Here is a 14,665-nt window from a genome sequence, read left to right as displayed (position 1 = left end):
GGCACCGCGCTGGTCGCCAAGACAGCGGTCACCTGCCGGTCACCGATCGCAGGGCCACGACGATTTGGCTCGGCGTCGGCGGGCATCCCGGGATTTCCACGTCCACGGACACCGTCTCGCCGACCGAGCCGGCCACACCGTAGGCGTCGCCGAACACCCCTCGATCGATGGCGCAGTCCCCACAGGCGATCACCCGCCGGGGCCGCGGCGTGGCCTCGATCGTGGCGCGCAAGGGGCCGGCCATGTTGTGTGTCACGACACCGGTCACCAGGAGCGCGTCGGCGTGCCGTGGGGAGGCCACCAGGCGGGCACCGAATCGCTCGGCGTCATAGACCGGACCGAAGGCGCCCGCGATCTCCACTTCGCACCCATTGCACGAACCCGCGTCGACGTGCCGGATCTGCAGCGAACCACGCACCCCGGCGGGCGGCTCGGTCGTCGCCTCCGGTGGCGGGGGTGCGGGTTCGGCGATCCGGCCGACGCGCAATGCTTTGCTGATCCAGCCCATCGGCGCTACTCCGCACCGCCGGCGCGCAGGCCTTCCAGCATCGCCACGCGGTCGCTCAGCACCCCGGTGAGCACCTTGCGTGCCAGCGTCAGCAGTTCGGCGATGTCTGGAGAGGCGATCGAGTAGATCATCGTGTTGCCATCCCGCAGCGCCTCGACCACCCCGGCCCGGCGCAGAACGCCGAGCTGTTGGGACAGGTTCGATGCTTCGAGCCCGACCTCGGGCAGCAGTTCGGCGACCGACTTGTCAGCAACCACCAGAAGCTCGAGGATCCTAATCCGCGCCGGGTGCCCCAGCGTCTTGAAGAGCTCGGCCTTGAGCTTGTACAGCGGCTCCGTCACGCAAATCTCCTGAAGACTACAAGCTTTCTATATTCGAACAATTGAAGAATTTATCATATGGTGCTGCGCGTCGTCACATCGAGCGGCCAGGCACCCGCGACAGTCAGTCGCGCGCAGGCAACGTCGCCAAGAAGGATTCGACCGCGTCGCGGTACACCTGCGGCGCCTCGTCATGAATCAGGTGGCCGGCTTGGGGCACATGCAAATACGTTGCGGCCGGGTTTATTTCGGCCATTTCCCGCATCTGCCCCGGCGGCGTCACCGAGTTGCCGGCCTCGATGAGCAACGCCGGGGCTCGCACCGCCCGCCACTGCTCCCAGTAGTGGCGCGTGCCCCATTCGGCGGCGATCTCGATCCACCGCGCGGTATGTCCGTGCAGGCGCCAACCGGTGGCGGTGCGGTCGAAGGCCTCCAGGAAGTACCGTCCGGCGACGGCCCCGAACTCCTCGAATACCCGCTCTGCGGAACCGAATTCGACTGGCAGCGCGTGCAGCCACGGTTCCCATGGACCGGTGGTGCGGCCCCGGAAGTCGGGGGCCATGTCTTCAAGCACCAGCGCGGAGACCAGTTCCGGACGCTCCGCGGCCAGACACCACGAGTGCAGCGCGCCCATAGAATGGCCGACCAGCGTGACCGGCGCTTCCAGGGTGCTCACCGCGTCGGCCAGGTCGTCCACGAAACGTTCGGTGCCGACCGGGTTCGGGTCGTCGACGCCGCGCCCCCGATGCCACAAGGCGTCGTAGGTGTACACCACGCCCAGCCCAGTCAGCCACGGCAGCTGCCGCGACCACGTGGTACCCCGCCCCATCAGGCCGTGCACCAGCACCAACGGCTCGCCTTGGCTTCCGCGGCAAGTCAGCAGTTCACTGGGCATGTCACCATCCTGCGTGCCCCGCCCTGCAGATGGACAGGCCGGGCGAAGGGGTAGCCTAGCGGCATGCCGTCAGTGGTGAAGATCAACGCAATCGAAGTGCCCGCCGATGCCGGCCCGGAGCTGGAGAAGCGGTTCGCACACCGGGCACACGCGGTCGACAACCAGCCCGGCTTCCTCGGGTTTCAGCTGCTGCGCCCGATCAAGGGCGAGGACCGCTACTTCGTCGTGACGCAGTGGGAGTCCGAGGAGGCATTTCAGGCGTGGGCGCAAGGGCCCGCCATTCAGGCCCATGCGGGCGAGCGGGCCAACCCGGTGGCGACCGGGGCCTCGCTGCTGGAATTCGAGGTTGTGATGGACGTTGCCGGCAACAAGCAGGCTGGCTAGCGGGTACTCGGCCCGGCGCCGCGCGGTGGCGTTGAGTGCCGCCGCAGCACTGGTAGTCACGTTCGCGCCCGGTTGCGCCTCCTCCCCCTCACCGCAGGCGAACGCGGCCAATCCCGGCCGGCAGATCGACGTGCGGACGCCGCCCGGTATCCGGGCACAGCAGACGCTGGACATGCTCAACTCGGACTGGCCCATCGGCCCGGTCGGTGTCGGCACCCTCGCCGCGCCAGACATGGTCAAATCGGTGGAGACCACCATGGAGTCGCTTTGGTGGGACCGGCCGTTCACCCTCAACGGCGTTGATCTGGGCGCCAGCGTGGCCACGTTGCACCTGACGTCCTCCTACGGTGCGCGACAAGACATCCGCATCCACACCGACGACGGCGGATGGGTCGATCGGTTCGACCTCGACACGCAGGCACCGAAGATCGATTCGTGGCACGACATCGATGCGGTGTTGAGTAAGACCGGCGCCCGCTACTCCTACCAGGTCGCCAAGGTCGACAACGCGCACTGCGATCCGGTCGCGGGCATCAACACCGGTGAATCTTTGCCGCTCGCATCGATTTTCAAGTTGTACGTGCTGCACGCCCTAGCGGGTGCCATCAAGGACGGAACGGTCTCCTGGGACGATCAGCTGACCGTCACCGACAAGAGCCGCGCGGTGGGCTCGTCCGGTTTGCAACTGCCCGCCGGAGCGCAGGTTTCGGTTCGGACGGCCGCCGAGAAGATGATCGCGACGAGCGACAACATGGCGACCGACCTGCTGATCGGAAAGCTGGGCACACACGCCATCGAAGAAGCGCTCGCCACGGCGGGCCACCACGACCCGGCCAGCATGACGCCGTTCCCCACGATGTACGAGCTGTTCTCGGTCGGCTGGGGTAAGCCGGACCTGCGCACCCAATGGCAGCATGGGTCAGCACAAGTACGCGCCCAACTGTTGGAGCAGGCGAATTCGACTCCCTACGAACCCGATCCGATCCGCGCCCACTCCCCGGCATCGTCCTACGGCGCGGAGTGGTACGGCAACGCCGAGGACATCTGCCGCATCCATGCGGCCCTGCAGGCCGACGCCGTCGGTAAAGCCGCGCCGGTCAGACAGATCCTCTCCGCGGTGGCGGGCATCCAACTGGACCGCAACGTCTGGCCTTACATCGGCGCGAAAGCCGGTGGGCTGCCCGGTGATCTGACCTTCAGCTGGTACGCCGTCGACAAAACCCAGCAGCCGTACGTGGTCAGCTTCCAGCTCAACTGGCCGCGCGACCACGGGCCGACGGTCACCGGGTGGATGCTGCAGGTCGCCAAGCAGGCCTTCGCGCTCATCGCACCGCGCTAGCGGTTGGCGGAGCGGCGGCGTATACGGCCGATAGGCAAAGTGATGCAGACCACATACCGCGCGGGACTTTTGGCCCTTCCCGACGGGTACGTCGCCAGACGAGACTGCATAACCTGCCAGAGTCGGGGGTCCGGACGGAGGTAGTGCGGTTTTGTATGTGCAGATGGGCCGCCGGCGGCGATTGAAAGTGGCTGCGCCTCATGATCTTCTCGACCGCACCGGTCACGCATACGGTGGCGCGTATCGAGCGGAGACTGCCGAATGACAGCGTTGACACCGTCGCGCGAGGTGATCCAAATCGATGACCGCGAGGCGATGGGATTGCTGGCCAGTGTCGACCATGGTCGGGTGGTGTTCAACGAGAGGGCACTGCCCGCGATCCGCCTGGTGAACCATGTCGTTGACGACGGGCGGATCATCGTGCGTACCCGCCTGGCAGCCAAGGTGTCCACCGTGGTGCGGTCGGGCGCCGATGCCGGTGCGGTGGTGGCCTACGAGGCCGACAGCCTCGATCCCGAGCGGCGGGTCGGCTGGACCGTGGCGGTCACCGGGTGGGCAACCACGATCACTGACCCCCAGCAACTCGCACGCTACGGACGACTTTTACACCCTTGGGTCAACATGACCATGGACACCATGATCGCGATCCAGCCGGAGATCATCACCGGCATCCGCATCGTCGGCGACGCTGGCGGAGAATAGCCCGCCCCGGTCGGTCCGGCCGCAGTCAGAGGCGCAGCGTCCAGCGGCCGTTGCGAAAGTGCAGTCCGGTGCGACTCATCGGTGCAACGTCGATGCCCCAGAACGATTTCGGGGGTGAGTCGAGGCCGTGCAGGATCGCCGCCCGGATCACCGCGGGGTGCGTCACCGCGACGGCGGCCGACGCGCTCTCGGTCAACGAATTCAGCCATCCGGCCACCCGCCGCATCAGGTCGGTGATCGACTCGCCGCCGTGCGGCGCCCGGGTGGGATCGGTCAGCCAGACCGTCAGGTCGCCGGAGGGCACGTCCTGAAGCCTCGTCCCCCGCCATCGACCGCAATTCAGGTCGGCCAGCAGCGGGTCGGTTGCGGCATCCAATCCCAGCAGCTCCGCCGTTTGACGGGCCCGCCGCTCGGGTCCGGTGAAATGTCGTGCGTCACGGCCTGATTGGGCGGCGGCTTCCGCCTGTCGACGGCCCATGTCGTTGAGGGGTTCGTCGGCGGGGAAAAGCCCGGCCGCCACGGCATCGGTCATCGCGTGCGACACCAAGGTCAGCCGGACGACCTCCGTCACGCCGCGATGCTCGATACCCGTCCGCTCCCGGCGCGCTCCTCCACCAGCCGCCCGGCGAGCGTCGCGAACACCACGCCGATGGTCACCCACAACACCAGCTGGGTGGCCAGCGACAGCACCCTGAATTCGTAGAGCACGTCGGCGGGAAAGCCCGGATAGACGATCGCGCCAGACGCGTCGCGCAGCGGTACGGGCGTCTCGTCGACGTTCGGCAGCAACATCATCACTACCGCCACCGCCGCGACGTATCCGCCCACCGCGACCAGCCGGCCGTTCCACCCGCCGAACCGGGCCGTCAGCCCCCGCGCCAGCCGCGCCGCCGCGACGGCCAGCACCACCGACGCCAGCACCATCACCAGATACCAGCCGGTGCGCGCCCCGATCGTGTCCGCCTGCCCCACCGCCGGTGGGTTCGGCGGATACTTCACGAACGGCACCAAATACACCGCGACGAACGCGGCCGCCGCCAGCAGCAGCGAAAGCGCCCGCGCACCAACATTTATCGCACGCGCGGCGACGACGCAGAACAGCACTCCGAACAGCGCGCCCATCGCGAGGCCGAAGATGAGCACACCGAAGCCCAACCCGGCAATGGACTGGACTCCGCGGCTGAACAACTCGGCGCCGTGCTCGTGCACGCCATGGGCGTTCTCGGCGTCGGCGCGGCCGTCCTCGAAAGCGATCGCGCGGCCGATCGCCGGCTCGGCGCAGAGGCGGGCGAAGGCGAACGCCAGCACCGCGCCGACTGCACCGGCCAGCAGGCCGCGTCCGATCAGACGCTTCTCCACGCGATCAGTGGCAGGGGAAGCCGAGCAGGTGCCGCGCGTCGTGCATGAACTCGTGCACGTGCGGATCGCTACCGAAGAGCGACACCGCTCCCTGGTCGACGCCGACGAAGTAGAGCGCCAACAGCGCCAGGAAAGCGGTTGCCGCCAACCAGACCGCGGCACTGGTCGCCGACAGGTCAACCGATCGGGTGCGGCTGCCGGTCAGCTCAGGATTCGACACGATGGCGCTCCTTCCGGGGATATACGCGTCCCCGTTGGTGATGACGGGCCATGGGTCTGACTATCGACAGTGGCGCGACCGTTCTGGACTTTCACCAGATTCCGTTGCCCGTCAGGACGAAGTCAGTGTAAACCGGGGGTCAATGCTGCGGCGGTAGGGCGCCGTAGCCCAGCTGGCTCGCCGTGTATTTCGCGGCCTCGGTGACCGGTGTGGCCTGAACCGCCGTGCCGTACGCGCAGATCTCGGTCCACACGTCGCCGATCTCGGTCGTGTCGAAGCGCATTGCGACGATCGCGTTGCCGCCGCGTTTACGCGCCTCGTCGATCAGCCGGCCCATCGCTTCGTTGCGGCTTTCGGCCAGGTTCTTGGTCATGCCGGCCAGCTCGCCGCCGAACATGGCCTTGAAGCCCGCACCCATCTGTGAGAACGCGTTGCGAGAGCGGACGGTCAGCCCGAACACCTCGCCGCAGACGCGCTGAATCTCCCAGCCCGGGAGGTCGTTGGTGGTGACGATCAGCACGGGCGGGCTCCCTACATGCGAAACGGGTGGTTAATCCCGTCAGAGATTAACCACCCGTTTGCTGCAGTGCTACGGCGTTTCTGGGGCCGCGTGGGCCCCGGCCTTCGCCAGGTCCGGCTCGGCCGGCGGCTTGCGGGTCCCGGTGAAGGTGAACACCGCGTCCTCGCCGGCGCTCTCGCCGTCCCAGTTGTCCACGTCGACTGTGACGATCTGTCCCGGCCCGACCTCCTCGAAGAGGATCTTCTCGGACAGCTGGTCCTCGATCTCGCGCTGAATGGTGCGCCGCAGCGGGCGGGCACCGAGCACCGGGTCGAAGCCCCGCTTCGCCAACAACGCCTTCGCCTTGTCGGTCAGCTCCATAGCCATGTCCTTGGCCTTGAGCTGCTTGCCGACCCGTTCGATCATCAGGTCGACCATCTGGATGATCTCTTCCTTGGTCAGCTGGTGGAAGACGATGATGTCGTCGATGCGGTTGAGGAACTCCGGGCGGAAGTGCTTCTTCAGCTCGTCGTTGACCTTCTGCTTCATCCGCTCGTAGTTGTTCTCACCGCCACCCTGGGTGAAGCCCAGGCCGACCGGCTTCGAGATGTCGGACGTACCGAGGTTCGAGGTGAAGATCAGCACGGTGTTCTTGAAGTCCACCGTGCGTCCCTGGCCGTCGGTGAGCCGGCCGTCCTCGAGGACCTGCAACAGGCTGTTGTAGATCTCCTGGTGGGCCTTCTCGATCTCGTCGAACAGCACAACCGAGAACGGCTTGCGCCGCACCTTCTCGGTGAGCTGGCCGCCCTCTTCGTAGCCGACGTATCCCGGCGGGGCGCCGAACAGCCGCGACGCGGTGAACCGGTCGTGGAACTCGCCCATGTCGATCTGGATGAGCGCGTCGTCGTCGCCGAACAGGAAGTTGGCCAGCGCCTTGGACAGCTCGGTCTTACCGACACCGGACGGGCCGGCGAAGATGAACGAACCGGACGGGCGCTTCGGGTCCTTCAGCCCGGCACGGGTACGGCGGATCGCCTTGGAGACGGCCTTGACCGCGTCCACCTGGCCGATGATCCGCTTGTGCAGCTCATCCTCCATGCGCAGCAGCCGGGTGGTCTCCGCCTCGGTGAGCTTGAACACCGGGATGCCGGTCCAGTTGCCCAGCACCTCGGCGATCTGCTCGTCGTCGACTTCGGCGACCACGTCGAGATCACCTGAGCGCCACTGCTTTTCGCGCTCGGCGCGCTGAGCGACCAGAGTCTTCTCGCGGTCGCGGAGGCTGGCCGCCTTCTCAAAGTCCTGGGCGTCGATCGCGGACTCCTTCTCCCGCCGCGCGTCGGCAATCTTCTCGTCGAACTCGCGCAGGTCTGGCGGAGCGGTCATGCGGCGGATCCGCATCCGGGCGCCGGCCTCGTCGATCAGGTCGATCGCCTTGTCCGGCAGGAACCGGTCGTTGATGTAGCGGTCCGCCAGGGTGGCGGCGGCCACCAGCGCCGCATCGGAGATCGACACCCGGTGGTGCGCCTCGTAGCGGTCGCGCAGACCCTTGAGGATCTCGATGGTGTGCTCCACCGTCGGCTCGCCCACCTGCACCGGCTGGAAGCGGCGCTCCAGGGCGGCGTCCTTCTCGATGTACTTGCGGTACTCGTCGAGCGTGGTGGCGCCGATGGTCTGCAGCTCGCCGCGGGCCAGCTTGGGCTTGAGGATCGACGCGGCGTCGATCGCGCCCTCGGCGGCACCCGCTCCGACGAGCGTGTGCAGCTCGTCGATGAACAGGATGATGTCGCCGCGGGTGTTGATCTCCTTGAGCACCTTCTTCAGGCGCTCCTCGAAGTCACCGCGGTAGCGCGAGCCGGCGACCAGCGAGCCGAGGTCCAGCGTGTAGAGCTGCTTGTCCTTCAGCGTCTCCGGCACCTGGCCGTGCACGATGGCCTGCGCCAGGCCCTCGACGACGGCGGTCTTGCCGACGCCGGGCTCACCGATCAGCACCGGGTTGTTCTTGGTGCGCCGGCTCAGCACCTGCATCACGCGCTCGATTTCCTTCTCACGGCCGATGACCGGGTCGAGCTTGCCCTCCATCGCGGCGGCCGTCAGGTTGCGCCCGAACTGGTCGAGCACCAACGAGGTTGACGGGCTGCCCGATTCGCCGCCGCGGCCACCGGTCCCGGCCTCCGCGGCCTCCTTGCCCTGGTAGCCGGAGAGCAGCTGGATGACCTGCTGGCGCACCCGGGTCAGCTCTGCGCCCAGCTTCACCAACACCTGGGCGGCCACGCCCTCACCCTCGCGGATCAGGCCCAGCAGGATGTGCTCGGTGCCGATGTAGTTGTGGCCGAGCTGCAGCGCCTCGCGCAGGCTCAGCTCGAGCACCTTCTTGGCGCGCGGCGTGAACGGGATGTGGCCCGACGGCGCCTGCTGGCCCTGGCCGATGATCTCCTCGACCTGGCTGCGGACGCCCTCGAGGGAGATGCCCAGCGACTCCAGCGACTTGGCGGCGACGCCCTCGCCCTCGTGAATCAGACCCAACAGGATGTGCTCGGTGCCGATGTAGTTGTGGTTGAGCATCCGGGCCTCTTCTTGCGCCAGGACGACGACCCTGCGGGCACGGTCGGTAAATCGTTCAAACATCGGTGGTTACCTGCTCTCCCTCACCATCGGTACTAGCCTTTCAGTGGCCCACCGGTCCCCGTTGGGGCCGGAATCGCATACCTGCCATCCACTGTAATGGTCGGCCTGCCAGGGGGCATAACCTTGCGGTTCCTTGCTGTTCAAGACCCGCGGGGCCCGTTTCGGGGATCTCCCTGTGATTACAGCGCCGTAACCGAATCAACGTGGCCGAGTGCCAATTCGTTTCCTTACTCAACGGCGATATTTTTCGCGGCCAGCGAAACGACAAACCGGCGCCCAGGCCTTCCGCCCGGGCGCCGGTGAGAGGTTTGTCAGGTCGCCGCGTGGAACGCGTCGATGACGTCGGCCGGGATGCGGCCGCGCGTCGAAACGTTGTGACCGTTTCGGCGAGCCCACTCGCGGATCGCCGCGCTCTGTTCACGGTCGATCGCGCCACGGCCGCGGCCGGAGCCGGAACGCCCACGCCGACGACCGCCGACCCGACGGCCGGCTTCCACCCACTGCTTCAGGTCGCTGCGGAGTTTCGCGGCATTCTTAGACGAAAGGTCAATCTCATAGGTCACCCCGTCAAGCCCGAATTCCACCGTTTCGTCGGCTGCGCCGGCACCGTCGAAATCATCGACCAGGGTGACGGTCACTTTTTTCGCCATTAGCTTATCCTCGCATTTCGTCCTGAGCAGTTGCCGAGCAGATTGGGTGAGCCTCCCCAGGTCATCAATCTGCCATAACAACGCAGCATACTCAATCCGGCCCCAAGCCGCACAGTTGCACTTTTCAAGTAGAGTGCGGCCGAACAATCGGGAACAAAACTGTCTCTCGAATTGACAGTCCGGTCAAAGACATCAACAACCGATCGATACCCATTCCGGTTCCGGTGCACGGCGGCATCGCATACTCGAGGGCGGCAAGAAAGTCTTCGTCAAGCACCATCGCTTCGTCGTCGCCGGCCGCCGCGGCGCGGGCTTGCGCGGCGAATCTCTCCCGCTGCACGACGGGGTCGTTCAATTCGGAGTAGCCGGTGGCCAGTTCGACGCCGCGCACGTAGAGGTCCCACTTCTCGGTCACACCGGGGATGCTGCGGTGCTGGCGTGTCAAAGGCGTTGTCTCAACCGGGAAGTCCCGCACAAAGGTGGGCGCGGTCAGCGTATCTCCTACCGTATGCTCCCAGAGTTCCTCGACGAGCTTTCCGTGCCCGTAGCCGCGATCGCGGGGAATCTCGACTCCGAGCCGGTCCGCGATGGCCCAAAGCCGCTGAACCGACGTCTCGGGTGTGATCTCTTCGCCGAGTGCCGCCGACAGCGACGGGTACATTTGAATCGACGCCCATTCTCCGTCTATGTCGTAGACGCTCCCGTCGGGCAGCGGTAGTTGTCTGGTTCCGATCGCCTCATCGGCGACCTCTTGAATAAGCTCACGCGTGACGACTGCCGAATCGTCATAGGTTCCGTACGCCTGGTAGGTCTCCAGCATGGAGAATTCCGGAGAATGGGTGGAATCGGCGCCTTCGTTTCGGAAGACTCGATTTACTTCGAAGACCTTGTCAAAACCCCCGACGATGCAGCGCTTGAGGAACAGTTCCGGCGCGATCCGCAGGTACAGATCCATGTCGAGAGCATTGGAATGCGTGACGAACGGCCGCGCCGCCGCGCCTCCCGCCAGCGTCTGCAGCATAGGCGTTTCGACTTCGAGAAACCCGCGCCGTTCGAGCGAGTTGCGTATGGCGCGCACTACGGCGATCCGCTGCCGCGCCACCGTCCGGGCCTGGGGCCGGACGATGAGGTCGACGTAGCGCTGCCGCACCCGCGCCTCTTCGCTCATCTCCTTGTGGGCCACCGGCAGCGGTCGCAATGATTTCGCCGCCATTTGCCATGAATCGGCCAGGACGGACAATTCGCCGCGGCGTGAGCTGATCACGTTGCCGTGTACGTAGACGATGTCGCCGAGGTCGACCTCGGCTTTCCACGCATCGAGCGCTTCGGGGCCCACCTTGTCGAGGCTGATCATCACCTGCAGGCTGGTGCCGTCGCCCTCCTGAAGTGTCGCGAAGCACAATTTCCCGGAGTTGCGCGCGAACATCACCCGGCCCGCTACGCCGACGACGTCTTCGGTCGCGGTGTCGATCGGCAGGTCGGGATGCTCGGCGCGGACCTGCGCCAGGGTGTGGGTGCGTTCGATCGCGACCGGATACGGTTCACGGCCCTCCGCCAACAAGCGCGCGCGCTTGTCCCGGCGGATGCGGAACTGCTCGGGCAGGTCTGCTGGGTCGGCGTCACTCACGACGTGCCAGCTTAAATGACTGGTCTTCGAGCTTGCGTTGACGCCGTCTCAGCGCGCGGTTTTCAGCCGACCGCGCTGGGTGTCCCGGTTGCGTTCGAACACCAGGCGCAGTCCCTGCAGGGTCAGATGTTGGTCGTAATGGCTGGCCGTGTGCAGCTCGGGCAGCAGCAGCGGTGCCGAATGTCCCGTCGCGACCACCGCGACGTCGTCTCCGGCAAAGCCCTCGACGTCCTGGCGAATGCGCCCGACCAGACCGTCGACCAGACCGGCGAAGCCGAACACGGCTCCGGCCTGCATGCATTCGACGGTGTTCTTGCCCACCACCGAACGCGGGCGGGACAGCTCGACCCGGCGCAGCGCGGCGGAGCGGGCCGCGGCGGCGTCCGAGGAGACCTGCACGCCCGGCGCGATCGCGCCGCCGAGAAATTCGCCCTTGGCCGACACCACGTCGACGCAGATCGATGAACCGAAGTCGATGACGATGGCGGCGCTTTGAAACCGGTGAAATGCGGCCAGGCAGTTGACGATTCGGTCGGCGCCGACTTCTTTTGGATTGTCGACGAGCAGTGGGATGCCGGTGCGCACCCCGGGTTCGATCAACACGTGCGGCACCGAGGGCCAGTACTGGTCGAGCATGATCCGCACTTCGTGCAGCACCGACGGGACGGTGGAGAGGGCGGCCGCGCCGGTGAGCCGCTCGGAGTCTTCGCCGATCAGACCGTCGATGGTCAGGGCCAGCTCGTCCGCGGTCACCTCGGACTCGGTCCGGATCCGCCAGTGCTGCACGACCTTTGCGTGCTCCTTGGATCCGGAGATCAGCCCCACGACGGTGTGGGTGTTACGGACGTCGATGGCGAGCAGCACGGTTACCGCGCAACGATTCGGGGATCCAACAGCTCGGCGGCGTCCGCGGGCACGAAGGCCGGATCGTGGCCAAGGTCGATCGGCTTGTTGTCGGCGTCGACGAACACGATCCGAGGCTGGTAGGACCGCGCCTCGGCCTCTTCCATGGCCCCGTACGCGATCAGGATCACCAGGTCGCCGGGGTGCACGAGATGGGCTGCGGCGCCATTGATTCCGATCACGCCGCTGCCCCGCTCCCCGGTGATCGCATAGGTCACCAGGCGGGCGCCGTTGTCGATGTCGACGATGGTCACCTGCTCGCCCTCGAGCAGGTCCGCAGCGTCCATCAGGTCGGCGTCGATGGTCACCGAGCCGACGTAGTGCAGGTCAGCCTGGGTGACGGTGGCGCGGTGGATCTTCGACTTGAGCATCGTCCGTAGCATCAATTCCTCCAAGATGATTCACGGGTGTCCCGATATCCGTCCGGCCCCACGGGTGCCGGCGAAGTTTCGATCTCGATCGAGATGTTGTCCAGCAGCCTGGTGCTGCCCAGCCGGACCGCGACGAGCAACCGGCCGGTTCTGTTGCTGCCCAACGGACCCAGGTCCGCGTCGCGCAACTCGAGGTAGTCGATCGTGAGCTCGGGCACCGCATCGAGCACCGCGCGCGCCGCGTCCAGCGCGGCCTGCGGCCCGGCGTCGGCGGCGTGCGCCGCCGCCGTCAGCGCCGCCGAGACCGCCACGGCCGCCTCACGCTGCCCCGGATCGAGGTAGCGGTTGCGCGACGACATGGCCAGCCCGTCAGCTTCGCGGACGGTGGGCACGCCGACCACCGCGACGTCGAGGTTCAGGTCGACGACCATCTGCCGGATCAGCACCAGTTGCTGATAGTCCTTCTCGCCGAAGAACACTCGGTCCGGGCGCACGATCTGCAGCAGCTTGCACACCACGGTCAACACGCCGGCGAAGTGGGTCGGCCGCGGACCGCCCTCTAGGTCGGCGGCCAGCGGACCGGGCTGCACGGTGGTGCGCAGGCCGTCGGGATACATGGCCGCCGCCGTTGGGGCGAATACGATTTCGACGCCTTCGCGGCGCAGCAGCGCCAGGTCGTCGTCCAGGGTCCGCGGGTAGGCGTCGAGATCTTCCCCGGCGCCGAACTGAAGCGGGTTGACGAAGATCGACACCGCAACCACCGAGCCGGGCACCCGCTTGGCGGCGCGCACCAGGGTGAGGTGACCCTCGTGCAGCGCGCCCATGGTCGGCACCAACATCACCCGGCGGCCGGTGTGGCGCAGAGCCCGGCTGACGTCACTGACGTCGCGCGACCGCGAGTACACGTTGAGTTCGCCGGTCTTGAAGGCGGGCGGCTTGCTTGGTCTCATCCCGCCAGGACCTCGACGACGTCGGCGGGGGCGTGGGCGCGCCGGGCGGTCCGCAGGGCGTTCACCCGGTACGCCTGCGCGAGTTCCGGGTCGGCCTGGTTCAGCGCAGCAAGGTGCCCGGCGACCGCGGCGGCGTCACCGCGCGCGACCGGACCGGTCAGCGCGGCCTGCCCGCGTTGCAGGGTGTTCTCCAGCGCCGCCCGGGCCAGCGGGCCGACGATGCGTTCGGCGATCCCGCCCGGCTGGTCGTCGACGGACTGCTGCCCGAGCAGTTCGCTGCCGCGCAGCGCGGCCCGCAACGCCTCGAGCGCGTCGGCGAGCACCGTCACCAGGTGGTTGCCCGCATGCGCCAGGGCGGCGTGGTAGAGCACCCGCGCTTCCTCACGCACGCAGAACGGTTCGCCGCCCATCTCCAGGACCAGCGACTGCCCGATCGCGTAGCCCACATCGTCGGCCGCGGTGATGCCGAAGCAGGTGTCGGGCAGCCTGCTGATGTCCTCATCGGAGCCGGTGAACGTCATCGCCGGGTGAATCGCGAGCGGGATGCAACCGTCCTGGGTCAGCGGCGCGAGAATGCCCACCCCGTTGGCGCCGGACGTGTGGGCGACGATCGTGCCAGGCCGCACCGACGACGTCGCGGCCAGCCCGGACACCAGGCCGGCGAGTTCGCTGTCGGGAACGGCCAGCAGCAGCAGCTCTGCGCCGGCGGCCACATCCGGCGGGGCCACCACCGGGGTATCGGGCAGCCAACGCTGCGCCCGCTGCCGCGACGCGTGGGAGATGGCGCTGCACGCGACCACGACGTGGTCCGCGCGCTCCAGCGCGACCCCGAGCGCGGTGCCGACCCGGCCGGCGGAGATGACCCCCACCTTGAGCCTGGCCGGGCGCAAACCGTCGAACTGCACCATCGCAGACGACCTCACAGATTTCTTCGTTCGTTCCGGTCCCACTTCGTGGGTACCGTTCGGTCACTAAAACTGTAGTCGATTACCGGGCGGCACCCAATGTGAGGAAGCTCCCAGCTCAGCCATCGCGACGACGGCGCCGGCCGCCCTCGGACGGCTGCACCTGTAACCGCGCCAACAGGTCGGCAACCGACTGGCCGCCGGTCGAGGGGCCCTCGCCCATGCCGTTCAAGTCCTCAGTCTGCGGGTCCACGCCGCCGTGTCGGGGCGTGTGTTCCGGCGCGGGCGGCGGTGCTAGCCGAGGTGGTTGCTCGGCGGCGGGGGGTGGCGACTGCGGTGGCGGGTTATCTGCTGGTCAACGCCCTCTACCGGTGGTTTCCGCCCATCACGGTCTGGACGGGCCTGTCG

17 protein-coding genes and 1 pseudogene are annotated in these 14,665 nt (G+C 67.2%); 4 read left to right on the top strand and 14 right to left on the bottom strand.

Features of this window, described 5'->3' with window-relative positions; all coding sequences use genetic code 11:
* Window positions 1–28: 28 nt before the first annotated feature.
* The 3 genes from A5781_RS09750 to A5781_RS09740 all read right to left on the bottom strand — a co-directional run bounded on the left by A5781_RS09750 (window position 29) and on the right by A5781_RS09740 (window position 1,723).
* Entirely contained in the window at window positions 29–508 is a 480-nt protein-coding gene (locus tag A5781_RS09750; protein ID WP_067204207.1) for an NADH-quinone oxidoreductase subunit B family protein, read from the bottom strand.
* Window positions 509–513: 5 nt separating this feature from the next.
* Entirely contained in the window at window positions 514–849 is a 336-nt protein-coding gene (locus A5781_RS09745) for a lsr2/espR transcriptional regulator (RefSeq protein WP_067204203.1), read from the bottom strand.
* 103 nt (window positions 850–952) lie between these two features.
* Complete coding sequence (locus A5781_RS09740; RefSeq protein WP_067204200.1) at window positions 953–1,723, bottom strand: alpha/beta fold hydrolase; 771 nt, start codon at window positions 1,721–1,723, stop codon at window positions 953–955.
* A 63-nt stretch (window positions 1,724–1,786) separates the two neighbouring features.
* On the opposite strand from A5781_RS09740, the gene mhuD reads away from it, so the two are divergent.
* The 3 genes from mhuD to A5781_RS09725 all read left to right on the top strand — a co-directional run bounded on the left by mhuD (window position 1,787) and on the right by A5781_RS09725 (window position 4,148).
* Window positions 1,787–2,107, top strand: a complete 321-nt coding sequence (gene mhuD / locus A5781_RS09735; protein ID WP_067204197.1) for a mycobilin-forming heme oxygenase MhuD — start codon at window positions 1,787–1,789, stop codon at window positions 2,105–2,107.
* A complete protein-coding gene (locus tag A5781_RS09730; RefSeq protein ID WP_067204194.1) occupies window positions 2,082–3,446 on the top strand; it encodes a serine hydrolase in 1,365 nt (454 codons plus the stop codon). Before mhuD ends, A5781_RS09730 begins: the two co-directional genes overlap by 26 nt.
* Before the next feature lie 261 nt (window positions 3,447–3,707).
* Window positions 3,708–4,148: a pyridoxamine 5'-phosphate oxidase family protein gene (locus A5781_RS09725; RefSeq protein ID WP_067204190.1), complete on the top strand. Its 441-nt coding sequence runs from the start codon at window positions 3,708–3,710 to the stop codon at window positions 4,146–4,148.
* A 25-nt stretch (window positions 4,149–4,173) separates the two neighbouring features.
* On the opposite strand, the gene A5781_RS09720 is transcribed toward A5781_RS09725, so the two are convergent.
* The 11 genes from A5781_RS09720 to A5781_RS09670 form a co-directional block, all read right to left on the bottom strand.
* Window positions 4,174–4,719 (bottom strand): histidine phosphatase family protein, encoded by a 546-nt coding sequence (locus A5781_RS09720; RefSeq protein ID WP_067204187.1) that lies wholly within the window; start codon window positions 4,717–4,719, stop codon window positions 4,174–4,176.
* Window positions 4,716–5,507 (bottom strand): CbtA family protein, encoded by a 792-nt coding sequence (locus tag A5781_RS09715; RefSeq protein ID WP_067204185.1) that lies wholly within the window; start codon window positions 5,505–5,507, stop codon window positions 4,716–4,718. Before A5781_RS09715 ends, A5781_RS09720 begins: the two co-directional genes overlap by 4 nt.
* 4 nt (window positions 5,508–5,511) lie before the next feature.
* Window positions 5,512–5,727 carry a CbtB domain-containing protein gene (locus A5781_RS09710; RefSeq protein WP_067204182.1) on the bottom strand — a complete coding sequence of 72 codons (216 nt, stop codon included), beginning with the start codon at window positions 5,725–5,727 and terminating at the stop codon, window positions 5,512–5,514.
* A 139-nt stretch (window positions 5,728–5,866) separates the two neighbouring features.
* Window positions 5,867–6,247: a YbjQ family protein gene (locus A5781_RS09705; RefSeq protein ID WP_067204179.1), complete on the bottom strand. Its 381-nt coding sequence runs from the start codon at window positions 6,245–6,247 to the stop codon at window positions 5,867–5,869.
* A gap of 69 nt (window positions 6,248–6,316) precedes the next feature.
* Window positions 6,317–8,851 carry an ATP-dependent protease ATP-binding subunit ClpC gene (clpC1, locus tag A5781_RS09700; protein ID WP_067204174.1) on the bottom strand — a complete coding sequence of 845 codons (2,535 nt, stop codon included), beginning with the start codon at window positions 8,849–8,851 and terminating at the stop codon, window positions 6,317–6,319.
* Window positions 8,852–9,162: 311 nt separating this feature from the next.
* The gene (gene lsr2, locus A5781_RS09695; protein WP_066955505.1) at window positions 9,163–9,501 is read right to left on the bottom strand and encodes a histone-like nucleoid-structuring protein Lsr2; all 339 of its coding nucleotides are present in this window, start codon (window positions 9,499–9,501) and stop codon (window positions 9,163–9,165) included.
* A gap of 124 nt (window positions 9,502–9,625) precedes the next feature.
* A complete protein-coding gene (gene lysS / locus A5781_RS09690; RefSeq protein WP_067204169.1) occupies window positions 9,626–11,128 on the bottom strand; it encodes a lysine--tRNA ligase in 1,503 nt (500 codons plus the stop codon).
* Between the two features lie 48 nt (window positions 11,129–11,176).
* Complete coding sequence (locus tag A5781_RS09685) at window positions 11,177–11,992, bottom strand: type III pantothenate kinase (protein WP_067204166.1); 816 nt, start codon at window positions 11,990–11,992, stop codon at window positions 11,177–11,179.
* 2 nt (window positions 11,993–11,994) lie between these two features.
* Window positions 11,995–12,414 carry an aspartate 1-decarboxylase gene (gene panD / locus A5781_RS09680; protein ID WP_067204162.1) on the bottom strand — a complete coding sequence of 140 codons (420 nt, stop codon included), beginning with the start codon at window positions 12,412–12,414 and terminating at the stop codon, window positions 11,995–11,997.
* Window positions 12,414–13,352: a pantoate--beta-alanine ligase gene (gene panC, locus A5781_RS09675; protein ID WP_067204159.1), complete on the bottom strand. Its 939-nt coding sequence runs from the start codon at window positions 13,350–13,352 to the stop codon at window positions 12,414–12,416. The genes panD and panC overlap by 1 nt, the downstream gene beginning before the upstream one ends.
* The gene (locus tag A5781_RS09670) at window positions 13,349–14,260 is read right to left on the bottom strand and encodes a Rossmann-like and DUF2520 domain-containing protein (RefSeq protein ID WP_067204155.1); all 912 of its coding nucleotides are present in this window, start codon (window positions 14,258–14,260) and stop codon (window positions 13,349–13,351) included. Before A5781_RS09670 ends, panC begins: the two co-directional genes overlap by 4 nt.
* A gap of 288 nt (window positions 14,261–14,548) precedes the next feature.
* Here A5781_RS09670 and A5781_RS26125 point away from each other — a divergent pair.
* Window positions 14,549–14,665, top strand: a pseudogene (locus A5781_RS26125) (hypothetical protein); the annotation flags it as partial.

The sequence above is a fragment of the Mycobacterium sp. 852002-30065_SCH5024008 genome (assembly GCF_001665645.1).
Lineage (GTDB): Bacteria > Actinomycetota > Actinomycetes > Mycobacteriales > Mycobacteriaceae > Mycobacterium > Mycobacterium paraffinicum.
This window is presented reverse-complemented; position numbering and strand designations above follow the sequence as displayed.